This is a genomic window from Microbacterium ulmi, assembly GCF_011759705.1.
GTDB classification, from domain to species: Bacteria; Actinomycetota; Actinomycetes; order Actinomycetales; family Microbacteriaceae; genus Microbacterium; species Microbacterium ulmi.
The window spans coordinates 2,149,228-2,171,228 of the sequence record NZ_JAAOZF010000001.1 but is presented as its reverse complement, the minus strand read 5'-3'; the positions used below and the strand labels follow the sequence as shown (position 1 = coordinate 2,171,228).

The following is a 22,001-nucleotide window of genomic DNA, read 5'->3' as shown; positions in this document are numbered from 1 at the left end:
CGCGGGCCTTCCGCGGGCGTCCTGCCGTCTTACCAGGGCTCGTCGGCGCGCGGGGCGGAGTCGAGCACGAGCTGGATGCTCAGGGGGAAGCACTCGTCGAACAGCTCCGTCAGGGCCGGGTCGTCGCCGTACCCCTCGATCATGCGCAGGCCGATCATGGTGTTGATGAGCATGCCCGAGGCGAGGAACTTCCGGGCCTCGTCGGTCGAGAACCCCGCCTCACGCCGGAGGTAGTGCCACACGCGCGCGAACCCCTCGCGCGCGCGGGGCCCGATGACGGGGTGCCCGCCGAGCAGGAACGCCTGCGAGAGCAGCTGGTGCAGACCGCGGACGCGCAGGAGCCGCAGATACGCCTGGCCCATCGCGACCCCGCGCTCGTGCAGGTCGTCGGGGGCCGCAGCGAGCTCCTCCGGCGTGACGTGAGGGACCGGCGGCACGGCGCGGAAGGAGTCGAGCAGCCGATCGAGCGAGCTCTGCAGCGCCTCGAGGAAGAGGTTCTCCTTCGTGCCGAAGAGCCGGACGACATAGGGCTGAGAGACGGATGCCGCGCGCGCGACGTCGTCGGTCGTCGTGCCGACGTAGCCCTTGGCGCCGAAGACGGCGATCGCGGCGAGGACGATCTGCTCGCGGCGTTCCTCCGAGCTCATGCGACGGCTCGCGTCGGGGCGCGACGCCGTCGTCGTCCCCTCGTTCGAATTCATGCTTGACATGTTATCAGTCGATTACTACAGTCGTCTCCGCCACAAGTAATCATCCGATTACAACCGTCACCCCGCACAGAAGGGAGCGGCGCATGAGCGACTCGCTCACCCCCACTCGCCATCGGCCGTTCGGACTCGTCGTCGCCGCGGCATCCGTCCCCATGTTCATGGCGACGCTCGACAACCTCGTCATGACGAACGCGCTCCCTGTGCTGCATACGCAGCTCGGCGCGAGCGTCGAGGAGCTGCAGTGGTTCGTCAACGCGTACACGCTCGCGTTCGCGAGCGCGATCCTCATCGCGTCGGCGCTCGGGGACCGCTTCGGGCGACGCACGGTCTTCCTCATCGGCATCGCGATCTTCGGCGCAGGCAGCGTGCTCGCCGCGCTCAGCACCGACCCCGGCCAGCTCATCGCAGCGCGAGCGCTGCAGGGCCTCGGCGGAGCCGGCGTCCTTCCCCTCTCGCTCGCGCTCATCGCCGGCGGCGTCGCGCCGCAGCGCCGACCCCTCGCGATCGGCCTGTGGGGCGGGATCTCGGGGCTCGGCGTCGCGGTCGGCCCCCTCGTCGGCGGCGCGGTCATGGAGGGCTGGGACTGGCAGGCGATCTTCTGGCTCAACGTGCCCGTCGCGCTCGTCGCGATACCGCTCGCCCTCTTCTCCCTGAACAACGACTTCGGCGAGCGCGCGCGCATCGACGTCGTCGGCGCGGTGCTCGCGGCCGTCGCGGTCCTCGCGCTCGTACACGCCATCGTGCGCGGCAACGACGACGGCTGGTCGTCGGCGGGGGTCATCGCCGAGATCGTCGCAGGTGCCGTGCTGCTGGCCGGCTTCGTGGCCTGGCAGGCGCGCGCGAAGGCGCCGCTCGTGCCGCTGCGGCTGTTCCGCGACCGGTCGTTCTCCCTCACGAACGTCGTCGGCTTCGCGTTCAGCTTCGGCACGTTCGGGGCCGTGTTCATCCTGATCCAGTACATGCAGGTCGTGCAGGGATCCACACCCCTCGAGGCCGCCGTGCAGACGACGCCGTGGACGCTCGCTCCCATGTTCGTCGCGCCGCTCGCGGGCATCTTCGCGCCGCGCGTCGGGACGCGCGCGCTCATGATCGCAGGCCTCGGACTGCAGTCGGTCGCGTTGCTGTGGATCGCGCTCACGATGTCGGAGACGCTCGAGTACGCACTCCTCGTGGCGCCGTTCATCATGGCGGGGGTCGGCATGGGACTCGTGTTCGCCCCGTCGGCCACGGCCCTGCTCGCGACTCTCGGTGCGACGGACCACGCGAAGGCGTCGGGCGTCAACTCGACCGTGCGCGAGATCGGCATCGCGCTCGGCACGGCTGTCATGACCGCGATCTTCGTCGGCGCAGGCGGCGAGCTGCAGCCCGACCTGTACGTCGACGCCGCACGGCCCGCCGTGCTCGTGGGCGCCGCAGTCTTGTTCGCCGCGGCGATCGCGGGGCTCCGGCTCCCCGCAGGACGGTCGTCGCGCGCGGTGGCCGCCGAGCCGGATGCCGACCGCGAGCCCGAGCTCGCGCCGGTCTGACGGGTGAGGGGATGCCGCGGCATCCGTTCTCTCACAGTGTTCGCAGAATCACGCCGAGCTCGCACCCGAGCCCGCTGGCCGGTGCGAGGAAGCCGCGAGACTGCGACGTCTGTGAGGGGACGCATGGACCGCAGGCCCGTGGGCGGATGTGCGTGAGGGGCGTGCCGCGCGGCATCCCCCTCACAGGCTTCGCAGAATCGCACCAAGCTCGCACCCGATCGCCGGATCAGTGCGGAGTTCGCGCGATTCTGCGAAGTTTGTGAGCCTCACGCGGCGAGGTGCAGCCGCGCGACGACGGCGCGACGGATCGTCGACTCGACAGCAGGCCAGTCGTGGACGACCTGGGCGTAAGCGAAGCGGAAGACCGTGTAGCCGCGCAGCCGCAGCTCGGCGTCGTGTGCGATGTCCTGACTGCGCTGCGCGCTGGACGAGTGGAACTGCCACCCGTCGATCTGGATCACGAGCCGGTCGCCCACCAGGAGGTCGACGGGTCGGCCCGCGATCTTCTGCTGCTGCGTGATCCGGAGTCCGAGCCGACGCAGCGGAGTCGCGACGAGCGACTCGAGTCCCGAGTCGGACAGACCTGTGACCTCATCGGCGAGTCCGCACGCTGCGCGCGAGGTCCATGGGATGCCGCGCAGGGCGTCGGCCGCCAGGCCCTCGACCCGTGCGGCCGACTCCCACAGGACGAGGGCGCTGTCGTGGGGCAGGCACAGCGCGATGTGCGCGAGCGCATCCTCCACGCCGCCCACGAGCGTGCGGCCCGTGGGTCCGAGCGGCTTCGTCCAGTGCGTCACGCCCGGCCAGTCGTCGGCGAGCCGCGGCGATCCCGACCCGGGGACGAGGTGCAGGTGGAGCTCTGGCCCGACGCCCTCGGGCATCCACCACCCGCGCCTGCGGGCGAGCGAGACGCACGTGAGCCTGGCCCCCGCGCGCGCAGCCGTGCGCAGCTCGTCGGGTGCATCGGGCGTCGCGACCCATACGCGGCGGATCAGATCGGCACGGCCTCTGCGGACGACCTCGCGCACCAGCGCGATCGTGAATCCGGCGCGCAGCATGTCGTCGCGGTGGGCGATTCCACCCGCGTTCCGCAGCCACTCCATCGACTGGGACAGGGTCTTCTTGGGTGCGGCCATCCCCGAAGCGTGCCCGCCATGCAGCCCCACCGCGCCCCGGCGAGGCGTGTTCTGTGGAGACCCGCGCTCGTCCTGCCGATGTGGGGGCGAAGACGTCCGATCTCACAGTCTTCGCAGAATCGCGCCGAGCTCGCACCCGAACCCGCCGGCACGTGCGAGAAGCCCGCGAGACTGCGACGTCTGTGAGGGGACACCGCGGCCGAACGGCCGCCACGCCAGACGTCAGGAGGGGGATGCCTCGCGGCATCCCCTCTGCGAACCGGCTCAGCGCTTGTAGTTGGGCGCCTCGACGACGATCTGCACGTCGTGCGGGTGCGACTCCTTCAGGCCCGCAGGGGTGATGCGGACGAACTTGCCCTTGGCCTTGAGCTCGTCGACCGTGCGTGCGCCGACGTAGAACATCGACTGGCGAAGCCCGCCGACGAGCTGGTACGCCACGGCCGAGACCGGACCGCGATACGCGACCTGGCCCTCGATGCCCTCGGGGATGAGCTTGTCGTCGCTGGGGACGTCGGCCTGGAAGTAGCGGTCCTTCGAGTACGACGTCTTCTTGCCGCGGGTCTGGAGGGCGCCGAGCGAGCCCATGCCGCGATACAGCTTGAACTGCTTGCCGCCCTGGAAGACGATCTCGCCCGGCGACTCGTCGGTGCCGGCGAGGAGCGACCCCAGCATGACCGTGTCGGCGCCCGCGACGAGAGCCTTCGCGATGTCGCCCGAGTACTGCAGGCCGCCGTCGGCGATGACGGGGATGCCGGCCTCGCGAGCCGCGAGATACGCCTCGTAGATCGCCGTGACCTGGGGCACGCCGACGCCCGCGACGATGCGCGTCGTGCAGATCGAGCCAGGGCCGACGCCGACCTTGACGGCATCCACTCCCGCGTCGATGAGCGCCTGCGCGCCCTCGCGAGTCGCGACGTTGCCGCCGATGACGTCGATGTGGGCGAAGCTCGCGTCGGCCTTGAGACGCGTGACGATGTCGATGACGCCCGCAGACTGTCCGTTGGCCGTGTCGACCACGAGGACGTCGACGCCGGCGTCGCGCAGGGCCTCGGCGCGCTGCCACGCGTCGCCGAAGAAGCCGATCGCCGCGCCGACGCGCAGCCTGCCCTGCTCGTCCTTGGTCGCGAGGGGGTACTTCTCGCTCTTGTCGAAGTCCTTGATCGTGATGAGTCCCGCGAGCTTGCCGTCCTCGTCGATGAGGGGGAGCTTCTCGACGCGGTGCTTCGCGAAGGTCGCGATGACCTCGTTTGCCCCGACGCCGACGGATGCCGTCACGAGGTTCTCGGTCGTCATGACGTCCTTGACGAGGGTCGACTGACGCTCGAATCCGGAGACGAAGCGCATGTCGCGGTTCGTGATGATGCCGACGAGGCGGCCGCCGGGGTCGACGACGGGTAGGCCCGAGATGCGGTACTGCGCGCACAGCGCGTCGACCTCGTCGATCGTGGCCTCGGGGGTCGTCGTGATGGGGTCGGTGATCATGCCCGACTCGCTGCGCTTGACGCGGTCGACCATCGCCGCCTGCTCCTCGATGGAGAGGTTGCGGTGGATGATGCCGAGGCCGCCCTCGCGCGCGATCGCGATCGCCATGCGCGCCTCGGTGACGGTGTCCATCGCGCTGGAGAGGAGCGGCGTCGCGACGGTGATCCGTCGCGTCACGCGCGACGACGTGTCGGCCTCGCTCGGGATGACGTCGGTGTGACCCGGAAGCAGCAGGACGTCGTCGTACGTGAGTCCGACGAAGCCGAAGGGGTCGTTGTGCTCCATGTGTTCTCCTGCGCGCTGAGCTGCGGGCAGCCGACGCCTTGCTCGGGGGTGGTCGGCCACGTCCGGTGCGCGCGAGGCGCGCCGTACTGAATTCTAAGCGCGGCGCCTGTGATTTCATTCCGAGCGGCGTCCGGGCGAACGGCACTCGGGCGCGGGACACCGCACGGGAACGGATGAACCACGATGCGAACTCGGTGTATATCCGAAACAGAATCGACACATTACGCTCGTAGCGTCGTTCATCACGGCCGATGCGACCCCAGCTTCGGTGTGCGTGGTGCTGGTACTGGAGGTTCTGTGGGTCCTACGACTGCCCCCGCACGGCGGACAGCGCCGTGGCTCGTCGCTCTGATGGGGGTGCTGATCGCGGCCACGATGGTCTTCGTCGGCGCACCCGCAGCGCACGCCGCCCCGGGTGACGATCAGGAGAAGACGGACTTCTACTTCGCCGGAGTCATCACCTTCGAGGAGAAGCCGATCGAAGGCGTCGTCGTCTCGGTCGAAGGCGAGGGCTTTGACGCAGAGACGAAGACGGATGCCGATGGCCGCTGGCGCCTGTACGTGCCGGAGAAGGCGACCTACACCCTGACGGTCGACGAGTCGACCCTTCCCGACGGCGTCATCGTGCAGGGCGACTCGGCCTCCCAGGAGGTCGAGTTCGGCCTCACCGGCTCCAAGATCGTCAATCTGTTCCTCGGTGAGGGCGAGCGCGTCACGCAGTCCTTCTTGGACCAGCTGATGGTCCGCCTCGTCAACGGACTCAACTTCGGCCTGCTCCTAGCGCTCGCCGCGATGGGCGCCGCCCTCATCTACGGGACGACGGGCCTGTCGAACTTCGCACACGGCGAGATGGTGACATGGGGCGCGATGGTGACCCTCATCGTCAGCGTGTTCTGGCAGGGACCCCTGTGGCTCGGCATCCTGGTCGCGCTCATCGCGGGGCTCGGGCTGGGACTCGCCCTGGATGTCGTACTCTGGCGACCTCTGCGAAGACGAGGCCTCGGCGTCGTCCAGCTCATGATCGTGAGCATCGGCCTCTCTCTCGCGCTTCGGTACTCCTTCCAGTACGTGCTCGGCGGCAGCTCCTACCAGCTCCCCGGCGCGAGCCCCACGCCGCTGCAGTTCGGGCCCATCTCGCTCTCCTACATCGACCTCGTCAGCATGGGCGTCAGCATCGTTGTGATCCTCGGCGTCGCCTACTTCCTCCTGCGCACACGCATCGGCAAGGCGACCCGTGCGATATCCGACAATCCCCAACTGGCGTCCGCCTCGGGTATCAACGTCGACCGCATCATCCGGATCGTGTGGATCGTCGCGGGCGGGCTGGCGGCGCTCTCCGGCATCCTGTGGGCGTATTTCCGTCCCGGCCTGCGGTGGGACATGGGCACGCAGATGCTGCTGCTCATCTTCGCGGCCATCACGCTCGGCGGCCTGGGCACGGCGTTCGGGGCCCTCCTCGGCTCGCTCATCGTGGGCATCGTCGTCGAGGCGTCCACACTGTGGATCCCTTCCGACCTCAAGTACGCGGGCGCCCTCGTCGTGCTGATCGTGATCCTCCTCGTGAGACCGCAAGGTCTTCTCGGTCGCAAAGAGAGATTGGGGTAGCCGCCATGGACTGGGGCGCCATCCTCGGAAACACGCTCAGCTATCTACTGAGCCCCGTCACGATCGCGTACGCGCTCGCGGCGACGGGCCTGGCCGTGCACTTCGGCTTCGCAGGACTGCTCAACTTCGGCATGGCCGGGTTCATGGCGCTCGGCGGCTACGGATACGCCATCTCGGTCCTGAGCTTCGGGCTGCCCTGGTGGGTCGGCATGATCGTCGGTCTCCTCCTGGCCGCGCTGTTCGCGATCATCCTCGGCATCCCGACGCTGCGCCTGCGCGCCGACTATCTCGCGATCGTGACGATCGCCGCCGCCGAGATCGTCCGGCTCCTGTTCACGACGCAGATCTTCGACAAGTGGACGAACTCGGCTGACGGCCTAGGCGGCTACCACGAGGGCTTCCGGGCCGCAAACCCGTTCCCTCCGGGCCAGTACGGCATCGGTCCGTGGCAGTTCAATCAGGACGGGCTGTGGGTGCGCGTCTTCGGACTGTTCCTGCTCGCGATCGCGATCTACGTCGTGTGGGCCCTCATGCGCAGCCCCTGGGGTCGCGTCCTCAAGGGCATCCGTGAGGACGAGGATGCCGTGCGCGCGCTCGGCAAGAACGTCTTCGCCTACAAGATGCAGGCTCTCGTCGTCGGCGGCGTGATCGGCGCGATGGGCGGCATCGTCTACGTCCTGCCGTCGGCCGTCGTCCCCTCGAGCTACACGACGTCGCTCACGTTCTTCCTCTGGACGATCCTCCTGCTCGGCGGCGCGTCGACGATCTTCGGCCCGTCGCTCGGCGCCGTGATCTTCTGGATGGTGATGGCACTGCTCGGCAACCTGCTGCCCGAGATGGCTGCGGCCGGATGGCTGCCGATGACCGACATCCAGGCCGGCACGCTGCGCTTCATCCTCGTCGGCGTGTCCCTCATGCTCCTCGTGATCTTCCGTCCGCAGGGCATCCTCGGCGACAAGAGGGAGATGACCTTTGTCAAGTGATCTGAACAGCACACCGGATCTCGAGCCGGGCTCCGCTCCCCCGGCGACGGGCAGCATCGCGCGCCAGAAGTCGCAGGGACTCGCGAAGGGCGAGCCCGTTCCCGGCGTCGCGAAGGTCGACCCCATCATGGTGGTCGACAACGTGACGCGCCGCTTCGGCGGACTCACGGCCGTCGACGTCGCGCACCTCGAGATCCCCCGCAACGCCATCACCGCGCTCATCGGACCCAACGGCGCCGGCAAGACGACCCTGTTCAACCTGCTGTGCGGCTTCGACAAGCCGAACACGGGGACGTGGTCGTACGACGGCAAGAACCTCGCCGGAATCCCCGCGTTCAAGGTCGCCCGCATGGGCCAGGTGCGCACGTTCCAGCTCACGAAGGCGCTCTCGCTGCTGACGGTGCTCGAGAACATGAAGCTCGGCTCGACGGGTCAGAAGGGCGAGAAGTTCTGGCAGGCCTTCATCCCGACGATCTGGCGCTCGCAGGAGACCGCCAACGAGGCGAAGGCGCGTGATCTCCTCGCGCGCTTCAAGCTCGATGCGAAGGAGCAGGACTTCGCCGCGTCGCTCTCGGGCGGTCAGCGTAAGCTCCTTGAGATGGCGCGCGCGCTCATGAGCGACCCGCAGCTCGTCATGCTCGACGAGCCTATGGCCGGCGTCAACCCGGCGCTTACACAGTCGCTGCTCGACCACATCTTCGGCCTCAAGGACCTTGGGATGACGGTGCTCTTCGTCGAGCACGACATGCACATGGTCCGCCACATCGCCGACTGGGTCGTCGTGATGGCCGAGGGCAAGGTCGTCGCAGAGGGCCCGCCTGACACCGTCATGCAGGATCAGGCCGTCATCGATGCCTACCTCGGCAGCCACCAGGACGTCGACCTCGGCGTCGTGACGGGCCGCGTCGAGGGCGAGCTTGGCGAAGAGGCCAAGGAGCTCCTCGAGGAGATCCGCGAGGAAGAGCAGTCGGCACTCGCAGAGGCCGAGGAGGAGACCAAGTGACCGATACGACTTCGGGGATCGGGCGCGCACAGAGCGAGACGCAGGAGGCCGCGAAGACCGACCGTGTCGTCGTCGAGGTCACCGATCTGTTCGCGGGCTATCTCCCCGGCATCAACATCATCAACGGCGCCAACCTGGTCGCTCGCAAGGGCGAGCTGATCGGCATCATCGGTCCGAACGGTGCCGGTAAGTCGACGCTGCTCAAGGCGATCTTCGGCCTCGTGAAGGTGCGCGAGGGCGACATCACTGTCAACGGCGAGAGCATCGTCGGGCTCAAGGCTGACAAGCTCGTGCGCCGCGGTGTCGCCTTCGTGCCGCAGACGAACAACGTCTTCCCCTCGCTCTCGATCGAGGAGAACCTGCAGATGGGGCTCTTCCAGAACCCCAAGATCTACGCCGAGCGCCTCGACTTCGTCACGGGCATCTTCGCCGAGCTGAGCAAGCGCCTCAAGCAGCGCGCAGGCTCGCTCTCCGGCGGCGAGCGTCAGATGGTAGCGATGTCGCGCGCGCTCATGATGGATCCCTCCGTGCTGCTGCTCGACGAGCCCAGTGCGGGCCTGTCGCCCGTTCGTCAGGACGACGCCTTCATCCGGGTCTCCGACATCAACAAGGCCGGCGTCACGACGATAATGGTCGAGCAGAACGCTCGCCGCTGCCTGCAGATCTGCGACCGCGGCTACGTCCTCGACCAGGGCCGCGATGCTTACCACGGCTCGGGTCGCGAACTGCTCAACGACCCCAAGGTGGTCGGTCTCTACCTCGGCACGCTGGGCACCGAAGAGCACTGATCCGCACGACGCACGACGAGTGGAGCGGATGCCGAGAGGCATCCGCTCCACTCGTCTTTCGCGCGCCTGAGCATCGACCAAGAGACCCTCGTGCCGGCTCGTCGGGTGTCGAGGACGCGCCCGCAGCACCGGGGGGAGTGTCTGGGCGGTCCCGGCACACCGGACACGACAGGAGGGGCCCAGGATCGCTCCTGGGCCCCTCCTGCGCGATCGGTGTGACTACCTGGTCTCGATGCGCGTGTGGTTGTTGTCGGCACCGAACTGGAAGATGCCGATCGAGGCCTCCGTCGGGTCGCCGTTCTCGTCGAACTTGACGCCACCGGAGTAGCCGTCGTAGTCCGGCACGCCGCCCGCGAGGATGATGTCGGCGCAGTCGGCGAACGATGTGCACTTCTCACCGTCGCCGGAACCGCCCGAGACCTCCTGGAGCTTGGCCGCGATGTCGGCGCCCTCGGTGGAGTTGGCCGAAAGCGAGGCCAGAGCGAGGAGCACGACCGCGTCGTAGGACTCAGCCGCGTAGGAGAAGTCCTGGAGCTCGCTGCCGCCCTCATCGGCCCATGCCGCGTTCAGACGATCCTTGAAGTCGTCCTCGAGCACGGGGCCAGGCGTCGTGCCCTTCGCGCCCTCGAGCGAGACGGAGACCTTGTCTCCCCACTGCTTGAGGTTGCCGTCGACGAGGTAGAAGTTCTTCGCCTCGACACCCGCGTTCACCAGGAGCGGAGCGATCGTCGAGAACTGGTCGAACGTGATGAGGACGACCGCGTCGGGCTTGGCCGCCGCGATCGCCGAGACCTGCGCGTCGAACTGGCCGTCACCGTCGTTGTAGGACTCCGCCGCGACGACGGTGCCGCCTGTCGACTCGAAGACATCCTTGACGACGCCGTAGAGGCCCGTGCCGTAGGCGTCGTTCTGGTAGATGATGCCGATGTTCTTGTGGCCGTCCTCGGCGATCAGGTTGCCGAGGACCTCGCCCTGAAGCAGGTCGCTCGGTGCCGTGCGCCAGTAGAGGTTGTCGTCATCCCACGTCGTGAAGTCGGGCGATGTGTTGGCGGGCGAGAACGTGATGATCCCGGCCGACACGTTGCTGTCGAGGAAGAGCTTCGTGACGCCCGACGCGGCCGCGCCGATCATCGCCGAGACGCCCTCGCTCTGAAGCTTGGGAACCGTGGTCTCGAAGGCCTTGTTGTCGGCGTCGCCCGAGTCACCGCGGGTGAGGTCGATCGTGATGCCCTTCTTGGCGTCGTTGACCTCCTTGACACCGAGCAGAGCGCCAGCCTCCTCGGGCGGGCCGAGGAATGCGAGGCTGCCGGTCTGAGGCAGAACGGTTCCGACCTTGAGCGTGAGGTCGCGCTCCTCGGTCGTCGGGGTGGTCGTGCCGGCTCCCCCACCCGTGCTGGCGCAGCCGGCCAGGACGAGGGCGCTGGCGCCGGCGATCGCGACTCCGCCGAGAACTTTGGCGACGCGCGAACGTGTGAAGACGCTCATGTTGCTCCTTGCTGTGTTGACACGGGCGGGCTCGGGCACCGACCCAGTGCGTCAAACCTAATCGCGGCCCTGTCTCGGGAGTATTGCCTTTCGTTAACGATGTGTAACGCGACCGAATCGTTATGAACCGACGGATGCCTCGTCCCGCCGGGGCGGAATACCCCTGGTGGGTATAGAGTTGGGAACAGGTACCCCTCCGGGGTATCCTCACGAGCAGAAGGACGAGACATGACGACGAACGAGTTCCAGGTCACAGGCATGAGCTGCGGGCATTGCGAGGCATCCGTCCGCAGCGAGGTCGCCAAGATCGCGGGCGTCGAGGACATCGAGGTCAGCGCCAAGACGGGCCGGCTGGTCGTGACCGCGTCCGCTCCCCTGGCCGACGCCGACGTCATCGCCGCCGTCGACGAGGCGGGGTACGAGGCGGTGCGCGTCTGATGGACGCCACGCGCCACGGCACGACCCACGGCGCCGCCCCGCACGGCACGACCGGACACGAGGCGGCCCCGCACCGCGGCACCCAGCACGGCGCCCTGCAGCACGGCGCCCCGCAGCACGGCGCCCCGACCGCTGAGAGCCGCGTCGAGCTCGAGATCGGCGGGATGACGTGCGCGTCGTGCGCCATGCGGATCGAGAAGAAGCTCAACCGCATCGACGGGGTCACGGCATCCGTCAACTACGCGACCGAGAAGGCGCAGGCGACGGTTCCCGCGGGCTTCGACCCCGCTCTGCTCATCGCGGAGGTCGAGAAGACCGGCTACACGGCCGCGCTCCCCCAGCCGCCCGAGCACGAGCACGACGAGCACGACCACGACATGGAGCTCGGCCCGCTGCGCGCGCGGCTCATCGGCGCGATCGCGCTCGCGATCCCCGTCATCGTGCTCGCGATGGCTCCCGCTCTCCAGTTCCCGGGGTGGCAGTGGGTCTCGCTCGCGCTGGCGGCACCCGTCGTGACATGGGCGGCATGGCCGTTCCACCGCGCGACGTGGATCAATCTCCGCCACGGCGCGGCCACGATGGACACCCTCATCTCGATCGGCGTCACGGCGGCGTTCGTCTGGTCTCTCTACGCGCTCATCTTCGGCAGCGCCGGCATGATCGGCATGACCCACGGCTTCGAGTGGACGATCGCGCCGGGCGACGGCGCCGGCGACGTCTACTTCGAGGTCGCGGCGGGAGTGACGATGTTCGTCCTCGCCGGCCGGTACTTCGAGGTCCGCTCCAAGCGGCGCGCGGGCAACGCGCTGCGGGCGCTGCTCGAGCTCGGGGCGAAGGATGTCGCGGTCCTGCGCAACGGCGGCGAGGTGCGCATCCCCGCCTCGCAGCTGCGCGTCGGCGACGAGTTCGTCGTGCGCCCGGGCGAGAAGATCGCCACCGACGGCATCGTGACGGGCGGTTCCTCCGCCGTCGACGCGTCGATGGTCACGGGCGAGTCCGTGCCCGTCGAGGTCGCCGTGGGCGACGCCGTCGTCGGGGCGACCGTCAACGCGGGCGGACGCCTCGCCGTGCGCGCGACCCGCGTCGGCTCCGACACGCAGCTCGCGCAGATGGCGCGGCTCGTCGACGAGGCGCAGAGCGGCAAGGCCCGCGTCCAGCGCCTCGCCGACCGCATCTCCGGGGTCTTCGTCCCCGTCGTGATCGTCATCGCGCTCGCGACGCTCGCGGTGTGGCTGCTCGCCGGCGCCGGCGCCGAGGCGGCGTTCACCGCGGCCGTCGCGGTCCTCATCATCGCGTGCCCCTGTGCGCTCGGGCTCGCGACGCCTGTCGCCCTGCTGGTCGGAACCGGCCGCGGAGCGCAGCTCGGCATCCTGATCCGCGGTCCCGAGACGCTCGAGTCCACGCGCGCCGTCGACACGATCGTGCTCGACAAGACCGGCACCGTCACGAGCGGGCGGATGGCGCTCACGGGCGTCGTCGTCGAAACCGCCTCGAACCTCGCAGAATCGCGCGAAGCCCGCAGCATCCACGCAGAATCGTCCGATGCGGGCGCGATTCTGCGGACTTCGGAGGATGCCGCGGCCGCCCGCGCCGAGCTGCTGCGGCTCGCCGGGGCGGTCGAGGACGCGTCGGAGCACCCCGTCGCGCAGGCGATCGCGCGCGACGCGACCGCCGAGGTCGGCGAGCTGCCGGGCGTCGAATCGTTCCAGAATCACCCCGGCACGGGCGTCTCGGGCGTCGTCGACGGGCACGCCGTGCTCGTCGGGCGCGAGGAGCTCCTCGCCGAGTGGTCGTTGCGCCCGGACGAGGCGCTCGATGCCGCGCTCGCCGCCGAGCGGACGGCGGGTCGGACGGCCGTGCTGGTCGCGTGGGACGGCGAGGTGCGCGGCATCCTGTCCGTCGCCGATCGCGTCAAGCCGACCAGCCGCGAGGCCGTCGCCCAGCTGCGGGCGCTCGGGCTCGATCCGGTCCTGCTCACGGGCGATCACGAGGCCGTCGCGCGGCGGATCGCGGACGAGGTCGGCATCGACCGCGTCATCGCCGAGGTGCTCCCCCACGAGAAGGTCGAGGTCGTGAAGGGGCTGCAGGCCGAGGGCCGCGTCGTCGCCATGGTGGGCGACGGCGTCAACGACGCCGCCGCTCTCGCGCAGGCCGACCTGGGCCTTGCCATGGGCACGGGGGCGGATGCCGCGATCGAGGCGTCCGATGTCACCCTCGTCCGCGGCGACCTCCGAAGCGCAGCCGATGCGATCCGGCTGTCGCGCCGCACCTTCGGCACGATCCGAACGAACCTGTTCTGGGCCTTCGCGTACAACGTCGCGGCGATCCCGCTCGCGGCGCTCGGCCTGCTCAATCCCATGATCGCGGGAGCCGCGATGGCGTTCTCGAGCGTCTTCGTCGTCGGCAACAGCCTGCGGCTGCGGCGGTTCCGCAGCCGCGCGACGGATCTTCCCCCGGTTCGACCCGGGCCCGCGACCGCACCCGCACACCACCACGTCGAGGAGAAGCCATGACCGACACGCACGTGCACGTCCACGAGCCGGGCGCCGATCCTGTCGTCGGGCACGCCTACATCACCGACAAGGACAAGTACCTCAACCGCCTCAAGCGCATCGAGGGGCAGGCCCGCGGCATCCACAAGATGGTCGACGACGAGAAGTACTGCATCGACATCCTCACTCAGATCAGCGCCCTCACGAGCGCGCTCGAGGCCGTCGCGATCGGGCTGCTCGACGACCATCTGCGCCACTGCGTCGTGGATGCGGCGCGGCTCGGCGGCGACGAGGCCGACGAGAAGATCCGCGAGGCGACCCAGGCGATCGCCCGGCTCGTGCGCTGACCCGCGCGGTCCCGCGGGTCTCCGTTCCCCCGGCTCGATGCCGTCTCGATGCCGTCTCGCCCACTTCCCGCCGACTCCCGCCGACTCCCGCCGACTCCATGCCGTCTCGCCGAATCCACGCCGAGTCCGCGAAGCAACGCCATGGACTCGGCGTCACAGCATGGAGTCGCGGGAGGAGGCCGGACCCCGAGACGGATCATGTGCTCGCCGCAGGAGAGCGAGCGCGAGCGGGTCAGACGGTCGAGGCGAGGGATGCCGCGCGCTGGCGACGCGCGTGCAGGAGCGAGTCCGTCGTCAGCACGATGAGCGCGACCCACACGAGGCCGAAGCCGATCCACCTCTCCAGGGGCATCGGCTCGCTGTTGACCCACACGCCGATGACGAACTGCAGGATCGGCGCGACGAACTGCAGCAGTCCGATGACGGTCAGCGGAGCCCGGCGCGCGCCCGCCGCGAAGAAGAGCAGGGGCGTCGCGGTGGCGACTCCCGCGAGCAGCAGCAGCACCGTGTGCCCCGTGCTGACCTGACCCATCGTGATGCCCGTCGTGATCCCGACGACGACGAGCTGGACGATCGCGATCGGCGCGAGCCACAGCGACTCGAGCGTGAGGCCGGACACGGCATCCACCGATGGACCGATCTGCTTCTTGACGAGTCCGTAGAACCCGAATGTGAAGGCGAGGGTCAGCGCGATCCACGGGAACGCGCCGTAGCCGATGACGATCACGAGGACGGCGGCCGCCGCGAAGCCGAGCGCGATCCACTGCGTCGCACGCAGGCGCTCGCGCAGCACGAGCACGCCGAGCAGCACCGTCACGATCGGGTTGATGAAGTACCCGAGGCTCGACTCGACGATGTGACCCGTCAGAGTCGCGATGAGGAAGACCTGCCAGTTCACGTAGATGAGCGCGCCCGCGACGATCGTCCACACGACGAGGCGGCGCTGCTTCAGGATCGCGAAGAGCTTGCCCCACGACCGCGTGAGCGTCAGCAGGATCGCGCAGAAGGCGAGCGACAGGATGATCCGCCACGCGACGACCTCCCACGGCCCGCTGGGAGCGAGGACGAGGAAGTAGAGGGGCAGGAACCCCCACAGGAAGTACGCGATGAAGGCGTAGAGGCCGCCGAGGGTCTGTTCGCGGGCGGCTTCGGCAGGTGTCACAGGTCAAGCCTAGGACGGTCGTGACGAGGCCGGTCGCCGCCGGCATCGTGCGATCTGCCGACCTGCGCCCGATTCCTGCCAGTCGCAGGGGATGGGGAAGGGCCCGGATGCCGAGGCATCCGGGCCCTTCTCGAAGCCGTTCCGGCTAGCGGACGACGACGGCGAGGACGTCGCGCGCCGACAGGACGAGGAACTCGTCGCTGCCGAACTTCACCTCGGTCCCGCCGTACTTGCTGTAGAGCACGCGGTCGCCGACGGCGACGTCGAGCGGGACACGATTGCCGTTGTCATCGATGCGGCCGGGGCCGACCGCCACGACCTCGCCCTCCTGGGGCTTCTCCTTGGCGGTGTCGGGGATGACGAGGCCACTCGCGGTGGTCTGCTCGGCCTCGACCTGCTTGATGACGATGCGGTCCTCGAGCGGCTTGATGGAAACCGACACGGGTCTACCTCTGCTTTCCTTGAGACTCAAGACTCGTTAGCACTCCAACGGGGAGAGTGCTGATCCAGTCTAGGCAATGCGTTGGCACTCATGCAACGTGAGTGCCAACGGATTGTGACACATCGGCGCCGGAGCCTCCCACGGCGCAGCGAGGCCGTGTCTCCGGGCCCGGAGAGGGGGGACCGTAGGCTGTCCGGATGGAGATGGCCGAGCTGACAGCGCTGCTCACCCCCGACGGCCTGCGGCTGCTCGACGAGCTGCCTCCCGTCGACTCGGCGGCGGATGTCGCGCGCGTCGTCTCGCGGCTGCGCGCGGCGGGCCACTCCCCCGACCTCGTATCGGCCGTCGTGGGCCAGTCGCGGCTGCGTGCGCGGGCGCAGGCCAAGTTCGGCACGTTCGCGCAGCGCATGCTCTTCACGCGGGCGGGGCTCGAGCAGGCGACGCGCCTGGAGATCGCGGCGCGCCACGCGGGGCGCTTCCGGGATGCCGGGCTCACATCGGTCGCCGATCTGGGATGCGGCATCGGCGGCGACGCCATGGGACTCGCGGGCATCGGGCTGCGGGTCGAGGCCGTCGAGGCCGACGAGGTCACCGCCGCGATCGCGGCCTACAACCTCGCGCCGTTCGGCGACGTGGTCTCCGTGCGGCATGCGACGGCCGAGGCATCCGACATCTCCCACGTCGACTCCGTATGGCTCGATCCCGCGCGCCGCACGGTGGGGCACTCGGAGACCTCCCGCACCCGCCCCGAGGACTGGTCGCCGCGTCTGGACTGGGTCCTCGATCTCGCGACGCGCACCCCGGCCGGCGTGAAGCTCGGCCCCGGTCTCGATCGCGACCTCATCCCCGCGGACGTCGAGGCCCAATGGGTGTCGGCCGACGGCTCGACGATCGAGCTCGTGCTGTGGTCGGGCGCGCTCGCACGCGCAGGCGTCCGCCGGTCTGCGCTGGTGGTGCGCGGCGACGCGGCGTGGGAGCTGACGGCGGCGGCGGATGCCGAGGACGAGCCGCGGCGCGACCTCGGCGCGTACGTGCACGAGCCGGACGGAGCAGTGATCCGGGCACGGCTCATCGGCGAGGTGGCCCGCGCCCTCGAGGCGGGCATGCTCGACGAGCGCATCGCCTATCTGACGTCCGACGCGCCGCTCACGAGCCCGTTCGTGCAGTCGTTCCGGGTGCGCGACGTGGTGCCCGCCGACCCGAAGGCGCTCGCGAAGACGCTGCGAGACCGCGGGATCGGGACCCTCGAGATCAAGAAGCGCGGAGTGGATGTCGACCCCGCTGCGCTGCGGACGAAGCTCAAGCTCCGCGGCGACGCGTCTGCGACGCTCATCCTGACGCGCATCGGCGCCAAGCGCGTCGCGCTGCTCGCCGACCGCGTCGCGGCCTCCTGATCCCCGCCGCCGCGCGGCGAGGGGTGCGCATCAGCCGAAGACGTCCGCCTGCATCGCGGCGAACAGGAGCCAGCCCGCGCTGTACACGATCGACAGGACGCCGAGCACGAGCGCCCACACGGCGACGCCCCTGCTCTCGATCGGGCGGCGCAGCGCGAGGATCGCCGACACGACGCCGACGATCCCGATCGGGAAGCCCCATCCGACGAAGAGCGACGCTAGAAGCCCCGCGATCGAGAACGCGAGGGCCCACCCGGCGAGGCCGCGGCGCGGCGCGGCGCGCTCGGGGACGGCCCACAGGAGCGTCGGAGCGCCCGCGTCGTCCGCCCACGGCTCGGCCGATTCGGACGTGATGCCCACGGGCGCCGTCGGGAGCCGCGCGAAGCCGCCGCGGTGCTCGCCCGGAAGCCCCGACTCCATGGCGAAGGCGGCGACCTCGGGCGATGCCGCGGCCGTGCCCGCGTGCGAGACGACGTCGGCGGCGAGCATGGCCGTGTCGGGCGCCGGCTCGTGCCGCGGCGTGGGTTCGGCGTCCAGAGCGGGCGCCGCCCGCTCGCTCGCGAACTCCCGGGCGGCATCCTGATTGGCCGGCGCTGACCCGGCGTCGGGCGGTGCCGCCGGGGGCTCGGCAGGGCCGGCCGCGGGCGGTGCCGCCGGCGGCTCGGAGGGTCCGGCAGGCGGCGGCTCGGCGGGATCGGACGGCCGGGTCGGGTCACTCACGCGGCATCCTCCTCCCGCTCCTGCGCGACCTGGATCTCGGTCACGGGGAGCGTCGAGTCGGCGCCGAACGCGAGGGTCGAGGGGCGGCGGCCCGACATGATCAGCTCGGACGCGAGAGCCGCGATCATGGCCCCGTTGTCGGTGCACAGCGACAACGGCGGGATGCGCACCGTGACGCCCTGCTCGGCCGCGCGCGCGAGCGCGACCTCCCGCAGACGCCGGTTCGCGATGACGCCCCCGCCCAGCAGCAGCCGCGGCACGTCGTGGTCGACGCACGCGGCGAGCGCCTTCGTCACCAGCACGTCGACGACCGCCTCGCGGAAGGATGCCGCGACGTCCTCGGCCGAGAAGTCCTCGCCGGCGGCTTCGCGCTGCTCGATCCACCGCGCGACGGCCGTCTTCAGGCCCGAGAACGAGAAGTCGTACCGGTGCTTGGCCAGGTCGCTCGCGCGCGAGAGGCCCCGGGGGAAGCGGATCGCGTCGGGATCGCCGGATGCCGCGGCCCTGTCGATCTCGGGACCTCCGGGGTAGGGCAGGCCCAGGATGCGCGCGACCTTGTCGAACGCCTCGCCCGCCGCGTCGTCCATCGTCTCGCCGAGGAGCTCGACATCCGTCGTGAGGTCGCGCACGAGCAGGAGGGACGTGTGCCCGCCGGAGACGAGCAGCGCGACGGTCGGGTACTCGAGAGGCCCCGCATCCGTGTCGAGGGTGTCGGCGGCGATGTGACCGACGAGGTGGTTGACGGCGTACAGCGGCTTCCCGAGCGAGACGGCGAGCGCCTTCGCCGCGCCGATGCCGACCATGAGGGCGCCCGCGAGGCCGGGGCCGCTCGTGACGGCCACGGCATCGAGGTCGTGCAGCGAGACCCCCGCCTCCGCGAGCGCCGCCTCGATCGACGGCTGCAGCGCCTCGAGATGCGCGCGCGCCGCGACCTCGGGCACGACGCCGCCGTAGCGGGCGTGCTCGTCCATGCTGCTCGCGATCGTGTTGCTCAGGAGAGTCCTGCCGCGCACGATCCCGATGCCGGTCTCGTCGCAGCTCGTCTCGATGCCGAGCACGAGGGGCTCGCTCATGTGCACACCCCCGCATCATCGGCCGAGGCGAGACGGGAAGCCGCCCATCCCGCCAGGCCGAGGCTCATGACGATCGCATCGACGTCGTCCGGCTGATAATAGTGCGGACGCCGCCCCCGCTCGACGAAGCCCTCCGACGCGTACAGCCTCTCGGCGACGGGGTTGTCGGCACGCACCTCCAGGAACACGTCGTGGACGCCGCGGCGGGACGCCTCGCCCAGCAGCGCCTCGAGCAGCGCGCGACCGCGCCCGCGACCGCGCGCGTGCTCCGCGATCGCGATCGTCTGGATGTCGGCATCCTTCGCGCCTGCGGGCGCCCGCAGTCCCCCGTAGCCGAGCAGCCTGCCCGCCTCCTCGTCGACGAGGTAGTGGCTGTGGCGCGAGGCGAGCTCTTCGCGCATCATGGCGTCCGACCACGCGTCGGTCGGGAACGAGGCGCGCTCGATCGCCATGATCGCCCCCAGGTCGTCGGGCGTCGCACGGCGGAGGGTCATGTGCCCACCCGCTTGGGTCCGGCCGACGGGGTCACATCGGGCGAGCGCAGGTAGAGGGCGTCGTGGGGGGCGATCTCGCGTCCCGCAGCGAGCGCGCGGGCCGCGACCAGCGCGATCATGGCCGCCGAGACCGCGTGCGCGTCGCGGCGCTGGGCGCCGAGCTCGGCCAGGCGCTCGTCGATGCCGTCGCGCGGGATGAGCGCAGGCTCGGTCGCCCGCACGGGCAGGCCGTCGTCGTCGAGACCGTCGTACACGGTGTACGCGAACTCGCGCCGCCGCGCATCGGTCACGACGCCGAAGCGCGGCACGTCGGCGAACGGATCCCGCAGCAGCACGTCGAGCGCGACGGCGTCATGGCTCACGACCGGCACGACCGGGATGCCGCGCCCCAGCGCGAACGCGCGCGCCGCCGCGATCCCGACCCGCAGTCCCGTGAACGGCCCGGGGCCCATGCCGACGGCGACGCGTGTGACGGCGACCGCGTCGGGCGCGGACGTCGCGCCGATCGGCCCGAGGGCGGCCTCGCCCAACGCCCGCTCGAGGAGCGAGCCGATCACCTCGGCGTGGCCGAGCGGATCGTCGCTGGAGATCTCGGCCCGCACGACGCCGTCGTCCTCGACGACCGCGACGGCGGTGCCGAGGGAGGTGTCGATGCCGAGGATCACGTCACCCAGGGTATCGGGGCGCGCCCGAGGATGGCCCGGTCGCCGCCCTACGGCCGCCGTGAGATCGTGACCAGCCGAGGCGTGTCGGCGTCGAGATCCTCGCCGTGGCCGTACGTGCCGCACGCCGTGTCGACGCCGCGCCCGTTCCACTCGCGGTCGAGCTCGACCTCCCACCACGCGTCCGCGACGGCGTCGACGAGCCCCCTGCCCCACTCGACGACGACGACGGAGCCGTCCCAGTCGATGTCGAGGTCGTCGAGCTCGACCGCCGAGCCGAGGCGGTACGCGTCGACGTGCACGAGCGGCGCCGCGCCCACGAGCGACGGGTGGGTCCGCGCGAGCACGAAGGTCGGGCTCTGCACGGGGCCGCGGACGCCGAGTCCCGCCGCGATGCCGCGCGTGAGCGTCGTCTTTCCTGCCCCGAGCGCGCCCGTCAGCACGACGAGGTCGCCGGGGCGCAGCATCCCGCCCATGCGTGCGCCGAGCGCCTCCATCTCGTCGGGCGAGGTGATCTCGTGCGTCCCGACGAGGGGGTCGATGCCGGTCATGCGCGTGTCCACGTGGAGCGCAACGCGAGCGGGCGCCGCGGCCTTCCCGCCGTCATCCCGACACCTGCCTGCGGGGAACGCGAGGGCCGATGCGCGTCACGATCTCGTAGCCGATCGTGCCCGCGGCATCCGCCCACTCGTGCGCTCCCGGCACGCCGAGCGTCGGATCGCCGAAGAGGACGGCCTCGTCGCCGACCGCGACGGGGTGGTCGCCGACGTCGACGACGAACTGGTCCATCGCGATGCGGCCCGCAACCGTGAACCGCGCGCCGCCGATCGAGACCGGACCCGCGCCCGAGGCGTTCCGCGGGACTCCGTCGGCGTATCCGAGCGGCACGAGCGCGAGCGTCGTCTCACGGGGGGTCCGGTAGGTGTAGCCGTACGACACGCCGTGGCCCACAGGCACCCGCCGCAGGGCCGCGACCGGAGCGCGCAGCGTCATGGCGGGGCGCAGGCCCAGATCGGCGCCCGAACGGTCGTCGAACGGCGAGAGCCCGTACATCGCGATGCCGATGCGCACACACCCGAGGCGTGACTCCGGGAGCGCGATCGCCGCGTGGGATGCCGCGATATGCCGCAGCGGTGGGGCGAGCCCTTCCGACGCGGCCGCCGCGATGCCGTCGCGGAACACGCGCAGCGCCTCGCGGTCGTCGTCGGCCGAGGCGTTCGAGAGGTGGCTGAACAGGGCGATGACGCGGACCTTGCCGATGCGCTCGAGGCGCGCGGCCTCCGCGAAGACGACGCGGTAGTCCTCGGGCGCGATGCCGTTGCGCCCGAGGCCCGTCTCGAGCTTGAGGTGCACGCCGACGGGGCGGTCGACGGATGCCGCGGCCGCCGCCCGCAGCAGCTGGTCGAAGCTCGAGACGCCGAGCTCGATCCCCGCGGCAGCCGCCTCGGCGAAGGACGTCCTCGGCGCGTGCAGCCACGCGAGGATCGGCGCCGTGATGCCCGCGCGGCGCAGCGCGAGCGCCTCGCCGATGTCGGCCACGCCGAGACGGGTGGCTCCGCCGTCGAGCGCCGCGACGGCGGAGCGGACGGCGCCGTGCCCGTATCCGTCCGCCTTGACGACGGCGATGACCTCGGATGCCGTGAGCCGGCGCAGCTGCCGCACGTTCGCCGAGATCGCGCCGACGTCGACGACGGCCTCGCGCAGCACGCCGTCGGGCATGCGGCTCATGCGCCGCCCTCCCCCGCGCCCGGCGCCGCTCGTCCGAACCCGTCCA

21 protein-coding genes are annotated in these 22,001 nt (G+C 70.5%); 9 read left to right on the top strand and 12 right to left on the bottom strand.

The features are described 5' to 3' along the window. Positions 1 to 29 precede the first annotated feature (29 nt). Positions 30 to 701 carry a TetR/AcrR family transcriptional regulator gene (locus tag FHS08_RS10205; RefSeq protein WP_167038619.1) on the bottom strand — a complete coding sequence of 224 codons (672 nt, stop codon included), beginning with the start codon at positions 699 to 701 and terminating at the stop codon, positions 30 to 32. A gap of 92 nt (positions 702 to 793) precedes the next feature. Here FHS08_RS10205 and FHS08_RS10200 point away from each other — a divergent pair, with 92 nt between their 5' ends. Next, positions 794 to 2,236 carry an MFS transporter gene (locus FHS08_RS10200; protein ID WP_167038617.1) on the top strand — a complete coding sequence of 481 codons (1,443 nt, stop codon included), beginning with the start codon at positions 794 to 796 and terminating at the stop codon, positions 2,234 to 2,236. 266 nt (positions 2,237 to 2,502) lie between these two features. Here FHS08_RS10200 and FHS08_RS10195 read toward each other — a convergent pair whose 3' ends face one another. Together FHS08_RS10195 and guaB are read right to left on the bottom strand one after the other, a co-directional pair. Next, positions 2,503 to 3,372 carry an endonuclease domain-containing protein gene (locus tag FHS08_RS10195; RefSeq protein ID WP_243847271.1) on the bottom strand — a complete coding sequence of 290 codons (870 nt, stop codon included), beginning with the start codon at positions 3,370 to 3,372 and terminating at the stop codon, positions 2,503 to 2,505. Positions 3,373 to 3,636: 264 nt separating this feature from the next. Continuing rightward, positions 3,637 to 5,139, bottom strand: a complete 1,503-nt coding sequence (gene guaB, locus FHS08_RS10190) for an IMP dehydrogenase (protein ID WP_167038615.1) — start codon at positions 5,137 to 5,139, stop codon at positions 3,637 to 3,639. A 351-nt stretch (positions 5,140 to 5,490) separates the two neighbouring features. Between guaB and FHS08_RS10185 the strand changes: the two genes are divergently transcribed. From FHS08_RS10185 to FHS08_RS10170, 4 genes are read left to right on the top strand one after another with little or no spacing between them, the layout of a single operon-like run. Further along, positions 5,491 to 6,744 (top strand): branched-chain amino acid ABC transporter permease, encoded by a 1,254-nt coding sequence (locus FHS08_RS10185; protein WP_167038613.1) that lies wholly within the window; start codon positions 5,491 to 5,493, stop codon positions 6,742 to 6,744. Between the two features lie 5 nt (positions 6,745 to 6,749). Continuing rightward, positions 6,750 to 7,727 carry a branched-chain amino acid ABC transporter permease gene (locus FHS08_RS10180; RefSeq protein WP_167038611.1) on the top strand — a complete coding sequence of 326 codons (978 nt, stop codon included), beginning with the start codon at positions 6,750 to 6,752 and terminating at the stop codon, positions 7,725 to 7,727. After that, positions 7,717 to 8,730, top strand: coding sequence for an ABC transporter ATP-binding protein (locus FHS08_RS10175; protein ID WP_424960793.1), 1,014 nt, complete (start codon positions 7,717 to 7,719; stop codon positions 8,728 to 8,730). Before FHS08_RS10180 ends, FHS08_RS10175 begins: the two co-directional genes overlap by 11 nt. A 17-nt stretch (positions 8,731 to 8,747) precedes the next feature. Further along, on the top strand, positions 8,748 to 9,518 hold the full coding sequence (locus tag FHS08_RS10170; protein ID WP_167039804.1) for an ATP-binding cassette domain-containing protein: 771 nt from the start codon (positions 8,748 to 8,750) through the stop codon (positions 9,516 to 9,518). A gap of 219 nt (positions 9,519 to 9,737) precedes the next feature. On the opposite strand, the gene FHS08_RS10165 is transcribed toward FHS08_RS10170, so the two are convergent. After that, a complete protein-coding gene (locus FHS08_RS10165; protein WP_167038609.1) occupies positions 9,738 to 11,003 on the bottom strand; it encodes an ABC transporter substrate-binding protein in 1,266 nt (421 codons plus the stop codon). Positions 11,004 to 11,231: 228 nt separating this feature from the next. Between FHS08_RS10165 and FHS08_RS10160 the strand changes: the two genes are divergently transcribed. The 3 genes from FHS08_RS10160 (at position 11,232) to FHS08_RS10150 (ending at position 14,280) form a co-directional block, all read left to right on the top strand. After that, positions 11,232 to 11,441: a heavy-metal-associated domain-containing protein gene (locus FHS08_RS10160; protein WP_167038607.1), complete on the top strand. Its 210-nt coding sequence runs from the start codon at positions 11,232 to 11,234 to the stop codon at positions 11,439 to 11,441. Between the two features lie 164 nt (positions 11,442 to 11,605). Then, complete coding sequence (locus FHS08_RS10155; RefSeq protein WP_243847472.1) at positions 11,606 to 13,954, top strand: heavy metal translocating P-type ATPase; 2,349 nt, start codon at positions 11,606 to 11,608, stop codon at positions 13,952 to 13,954. Further along, complete coding sequence (locus FHS08_RS10150; protein ID WP_167038603.1) at positions 13,951 to 14,280, top strand: metal-sensitive transcriptional regulator; 330 nt, start codon at positions 13,951 to 13,953, stop codon at positions 14,278 to 14,280. The genes FHS08_RS10155 and FHS08_RS10150 overlap by 4 nt, the downstream gene beginning before the upstream one ends. A 232-nt stretch (positions 14,281 to 14,512) precedes the next feature. On the opposite strand, the gene rarD is transcribed toward FHS08_RS10150, so the two are convergent. Together rarD and groES are read right to left on the bottom strand one after the other, a co-directional pair. Next, positions 14,513 to 15,442, bottom strand: coding sequence for an EamA family transporter RarD (gene rarD / locus FHS08_RS10145; RefSeq protein ID WP_167038601.1), 930 nt, complete (start codon positions 15,440 to 15,442; stop codon positions 14,513 to 14,515). 145 nt (positions 15,443 to 15,587) lie between these two features. Beyond that, the gene (gene groES, locus FHS08_RS10140) at positions 15,588 to 15,884 is read right to left on the bottom strand and encodes a co-chaperone GroES (protein ID WP_167038599.1); all 297 of its coding nucleotides are present in this window, start codon (positions 15,882 to 15,884) and stop codon (positions 15,588 to 15,590) included. 197 nt (positions 15,885 to 16,081) lie between these two features. Here groES and FHS08_RS10135 point away from each other — a divergent pair, with 197 nt between their 5' ends. Then, on the top strand, positions 16,082 to 17,278 hold the full coding sequence (locus tag FHS08_RS10135) for a THUMP-like domain-containing protein (RefSeq protein WP_167038597.1): 1,197 nt from the start codon (positions 16,082 to 16,084) through the stop codon (positions 17,276 to 17,278). A 30-nt stretch (positions 17,279 to 17,308) separates the two neighbouring features. Here the strand turns inward: FHS08_RS10135 and FHS08_RS10130 are convergent, their stop codons facing one another. The 6 genes from FHS08_RS10130 to alr are packed head-to-tail and all read right to left on the bottom strand — an operon-like array spanning position 17,309 to position 21,955. Beyond that, entirely contained in the window at positions 17,309 to 17,998 is a 690-nt protein-coding gene (locus FHS08_RS10130) for a DUF4190 domain-containing protein (RefSeq protein ID WP_167038595.1), read from the bottom strand. Beyond that, a complete protein-coding gene (gene tsaD, locus FHS08_RS10125; RefSeq protein ID WP_167038592.1) occupies positions 17,995 to 19,071 on the bottom strand; it encodes a tRNA (adenosine(37)-N6)-threonylcarbamoyltransferase complex transferase subunit TsaD in 1,077 nt (358 codons plus the stop codon). The genes FHS08_RS10130 and tsaD overlap by 4 nt, the downstream gene beginning before the upstream one ends. Then, complete coding sequence (rimI, locus tag FHS08_RS10120) at positions 19,068 to 19,565, bottom strand: ribosomal protein S18-alanine N-acetyltransferase (RefSeq protein ID WP_167038590.1); 498 nt, start codon at positions 19,563 to 19,565, stop codon at positions 19,068 to 19,070. The genes tsaD and rimI overlap by 4 nt, the downstream gene beginning before the upstream one ends. Further along, a complete protein-coding gene (gene tsaB / locus FHS08_RS10115) occupies positions 19,562 to 20,230 on the bottom strand; it encodes a tRNA (adenosine(37)-N6)-threonylcarbamoyltransferase complex dimerization subunit type 1 TsaB (RefSeq protein WP_167038588.1) in 669 nt (222 codons plus the stop codon). Before tsaB ends, rimI begins: the two co-directional genes overlap by 4 nt. Positions 20,231 to 20,277: 47 nt before the next feature. Then, entirely contained in the window at positions 20,278 to 20,778 is a 501-nt protein-coding gene (gene tsaE / locus FHS08_RS10110; protein WP_167038585.1) for a tRNA (adenosine(37)-N6)-threonylcarbamoyltransferase complex ATPase subunit type 1 TsaE, read from the bottom strand. 52 nt (positions 20,779 to 20,830) lie between these two features. Continuing rightward, positions 20,831 to 21,955, bottom strand: coding sequence for an alanine racemase (alr, locus tag FHS08_RS10105; RefSeq protein WP_170283239.1), 1,125 nt, complete (start codon positions 21,953 to 21,955; stop codon positions 20,831 to 20,833). Between the last annotated feature and the right edge of the window lie 46 nt (positions 21,956 to 22,001).

Bases quoted from the DNA above. Each gene is read 5' to 3' on its own strand.
- FHS08_RS10205 (WP_167038619.1), bottom strand. From the start codon at position 701: ATGAATTCGAACGAGGGGACGACGACGGCGTCGCGCCCCGACGCGAGC.
- FHS08_RS10200 (WP_167038617.1), top strand. From the start codon at position 794: ATGAGCGACTCGCTCACCCCCACTCGCCATCGGCCGTTCGGACTCGTC.
- FHS08_RS10195 (WP_243847271.1), bottom strand. From the start codon at position 3,372: ATGGCCGCACCCAAGAAGACCCTGTCCCAGTCGATGGAGTGGCTGCGG.
- guaB (WP_167038615.1), bottom strand. From the start codon at position 5,139: ATGGAGCACAACGACCCCTTCGGCTTCGTCGGACTCACGTACGACGAC.
- FHS08_RS10185 (WP_167038613.1), top strand. From the start codon at position 5,491: ATGGGGGTGCTGATCGCGGCCACGATGGTCTTCGTCGGCGCACCCGCA.
- FHS08_RS10180 (WP_167038611.1), top strand. From the start codon at position 6,750: ATGGACTGGGGCGCCATCCTCGGAAACACGCTCAGCTATCTACTGAGC.
- FHS08_RS10165 (WP_167038609.1), bottom strand. From the start codon at position 11,003: ATGAGCGTCTTCACACGTTCGCGCGTCGCCAAAGTTCTCGGCGGAGTC.
- FHS08_RS10160 (WP_167038607.1), top strand. From the start codon at position 11,232: ATGACGACGAACGAGTTCCAGGTCACAGGCATGAGCTGCGGGCATTGC.
- FHS08_RS10155 (WP_243847472.1), top strand. From the start codon at position 11,606: ATGACGTGCGCGTCGTGCGCCATGCGGATCGAGAAGAAGCTCAACCGC.
- FHS08_RS10150 (WP_167038603.1), top strand. From the start codon at position 13,951: ATGACCGACACGCACGTGCACGTCCACGAGCCGGGCGCCGATCCTGTC.
- FHS08_RS10135 (WP_167038597.1), top strand. From the start codon at position 16,082: ATGGAGATGGCCGAGCTGACAGCGCTGCTCACCCCCGACGGCCTGCGG.
- tsaD (WP_167038592.1), bottom strand. From the start codon at position 19,071: ATGAGCGAGCCCCTCGTGCTCGGCATCGAGACGAGCTGCGACGAGACC.
- rimI (WP_167038590.1), bottom strand. From the start codon at position 19,565: ATGACCCTCCGCCGTGCGACGCCCGACGACCTGGGGGCGATCATGGCG.
- tsaE (WP_167038585.1), bottom strand. From the start codon at position 20,778: ATGACCGGCATCGACCCCCTCGTCGGGACGCACGAGATCACCTCGCCC.
- alr (WP_170283239.1), bottom strand. From the start codon at position 21,955: ATGAGCCGCATGCCCGACGGCGTGCTGCGCGAGGCCGTCGTCGACGTC.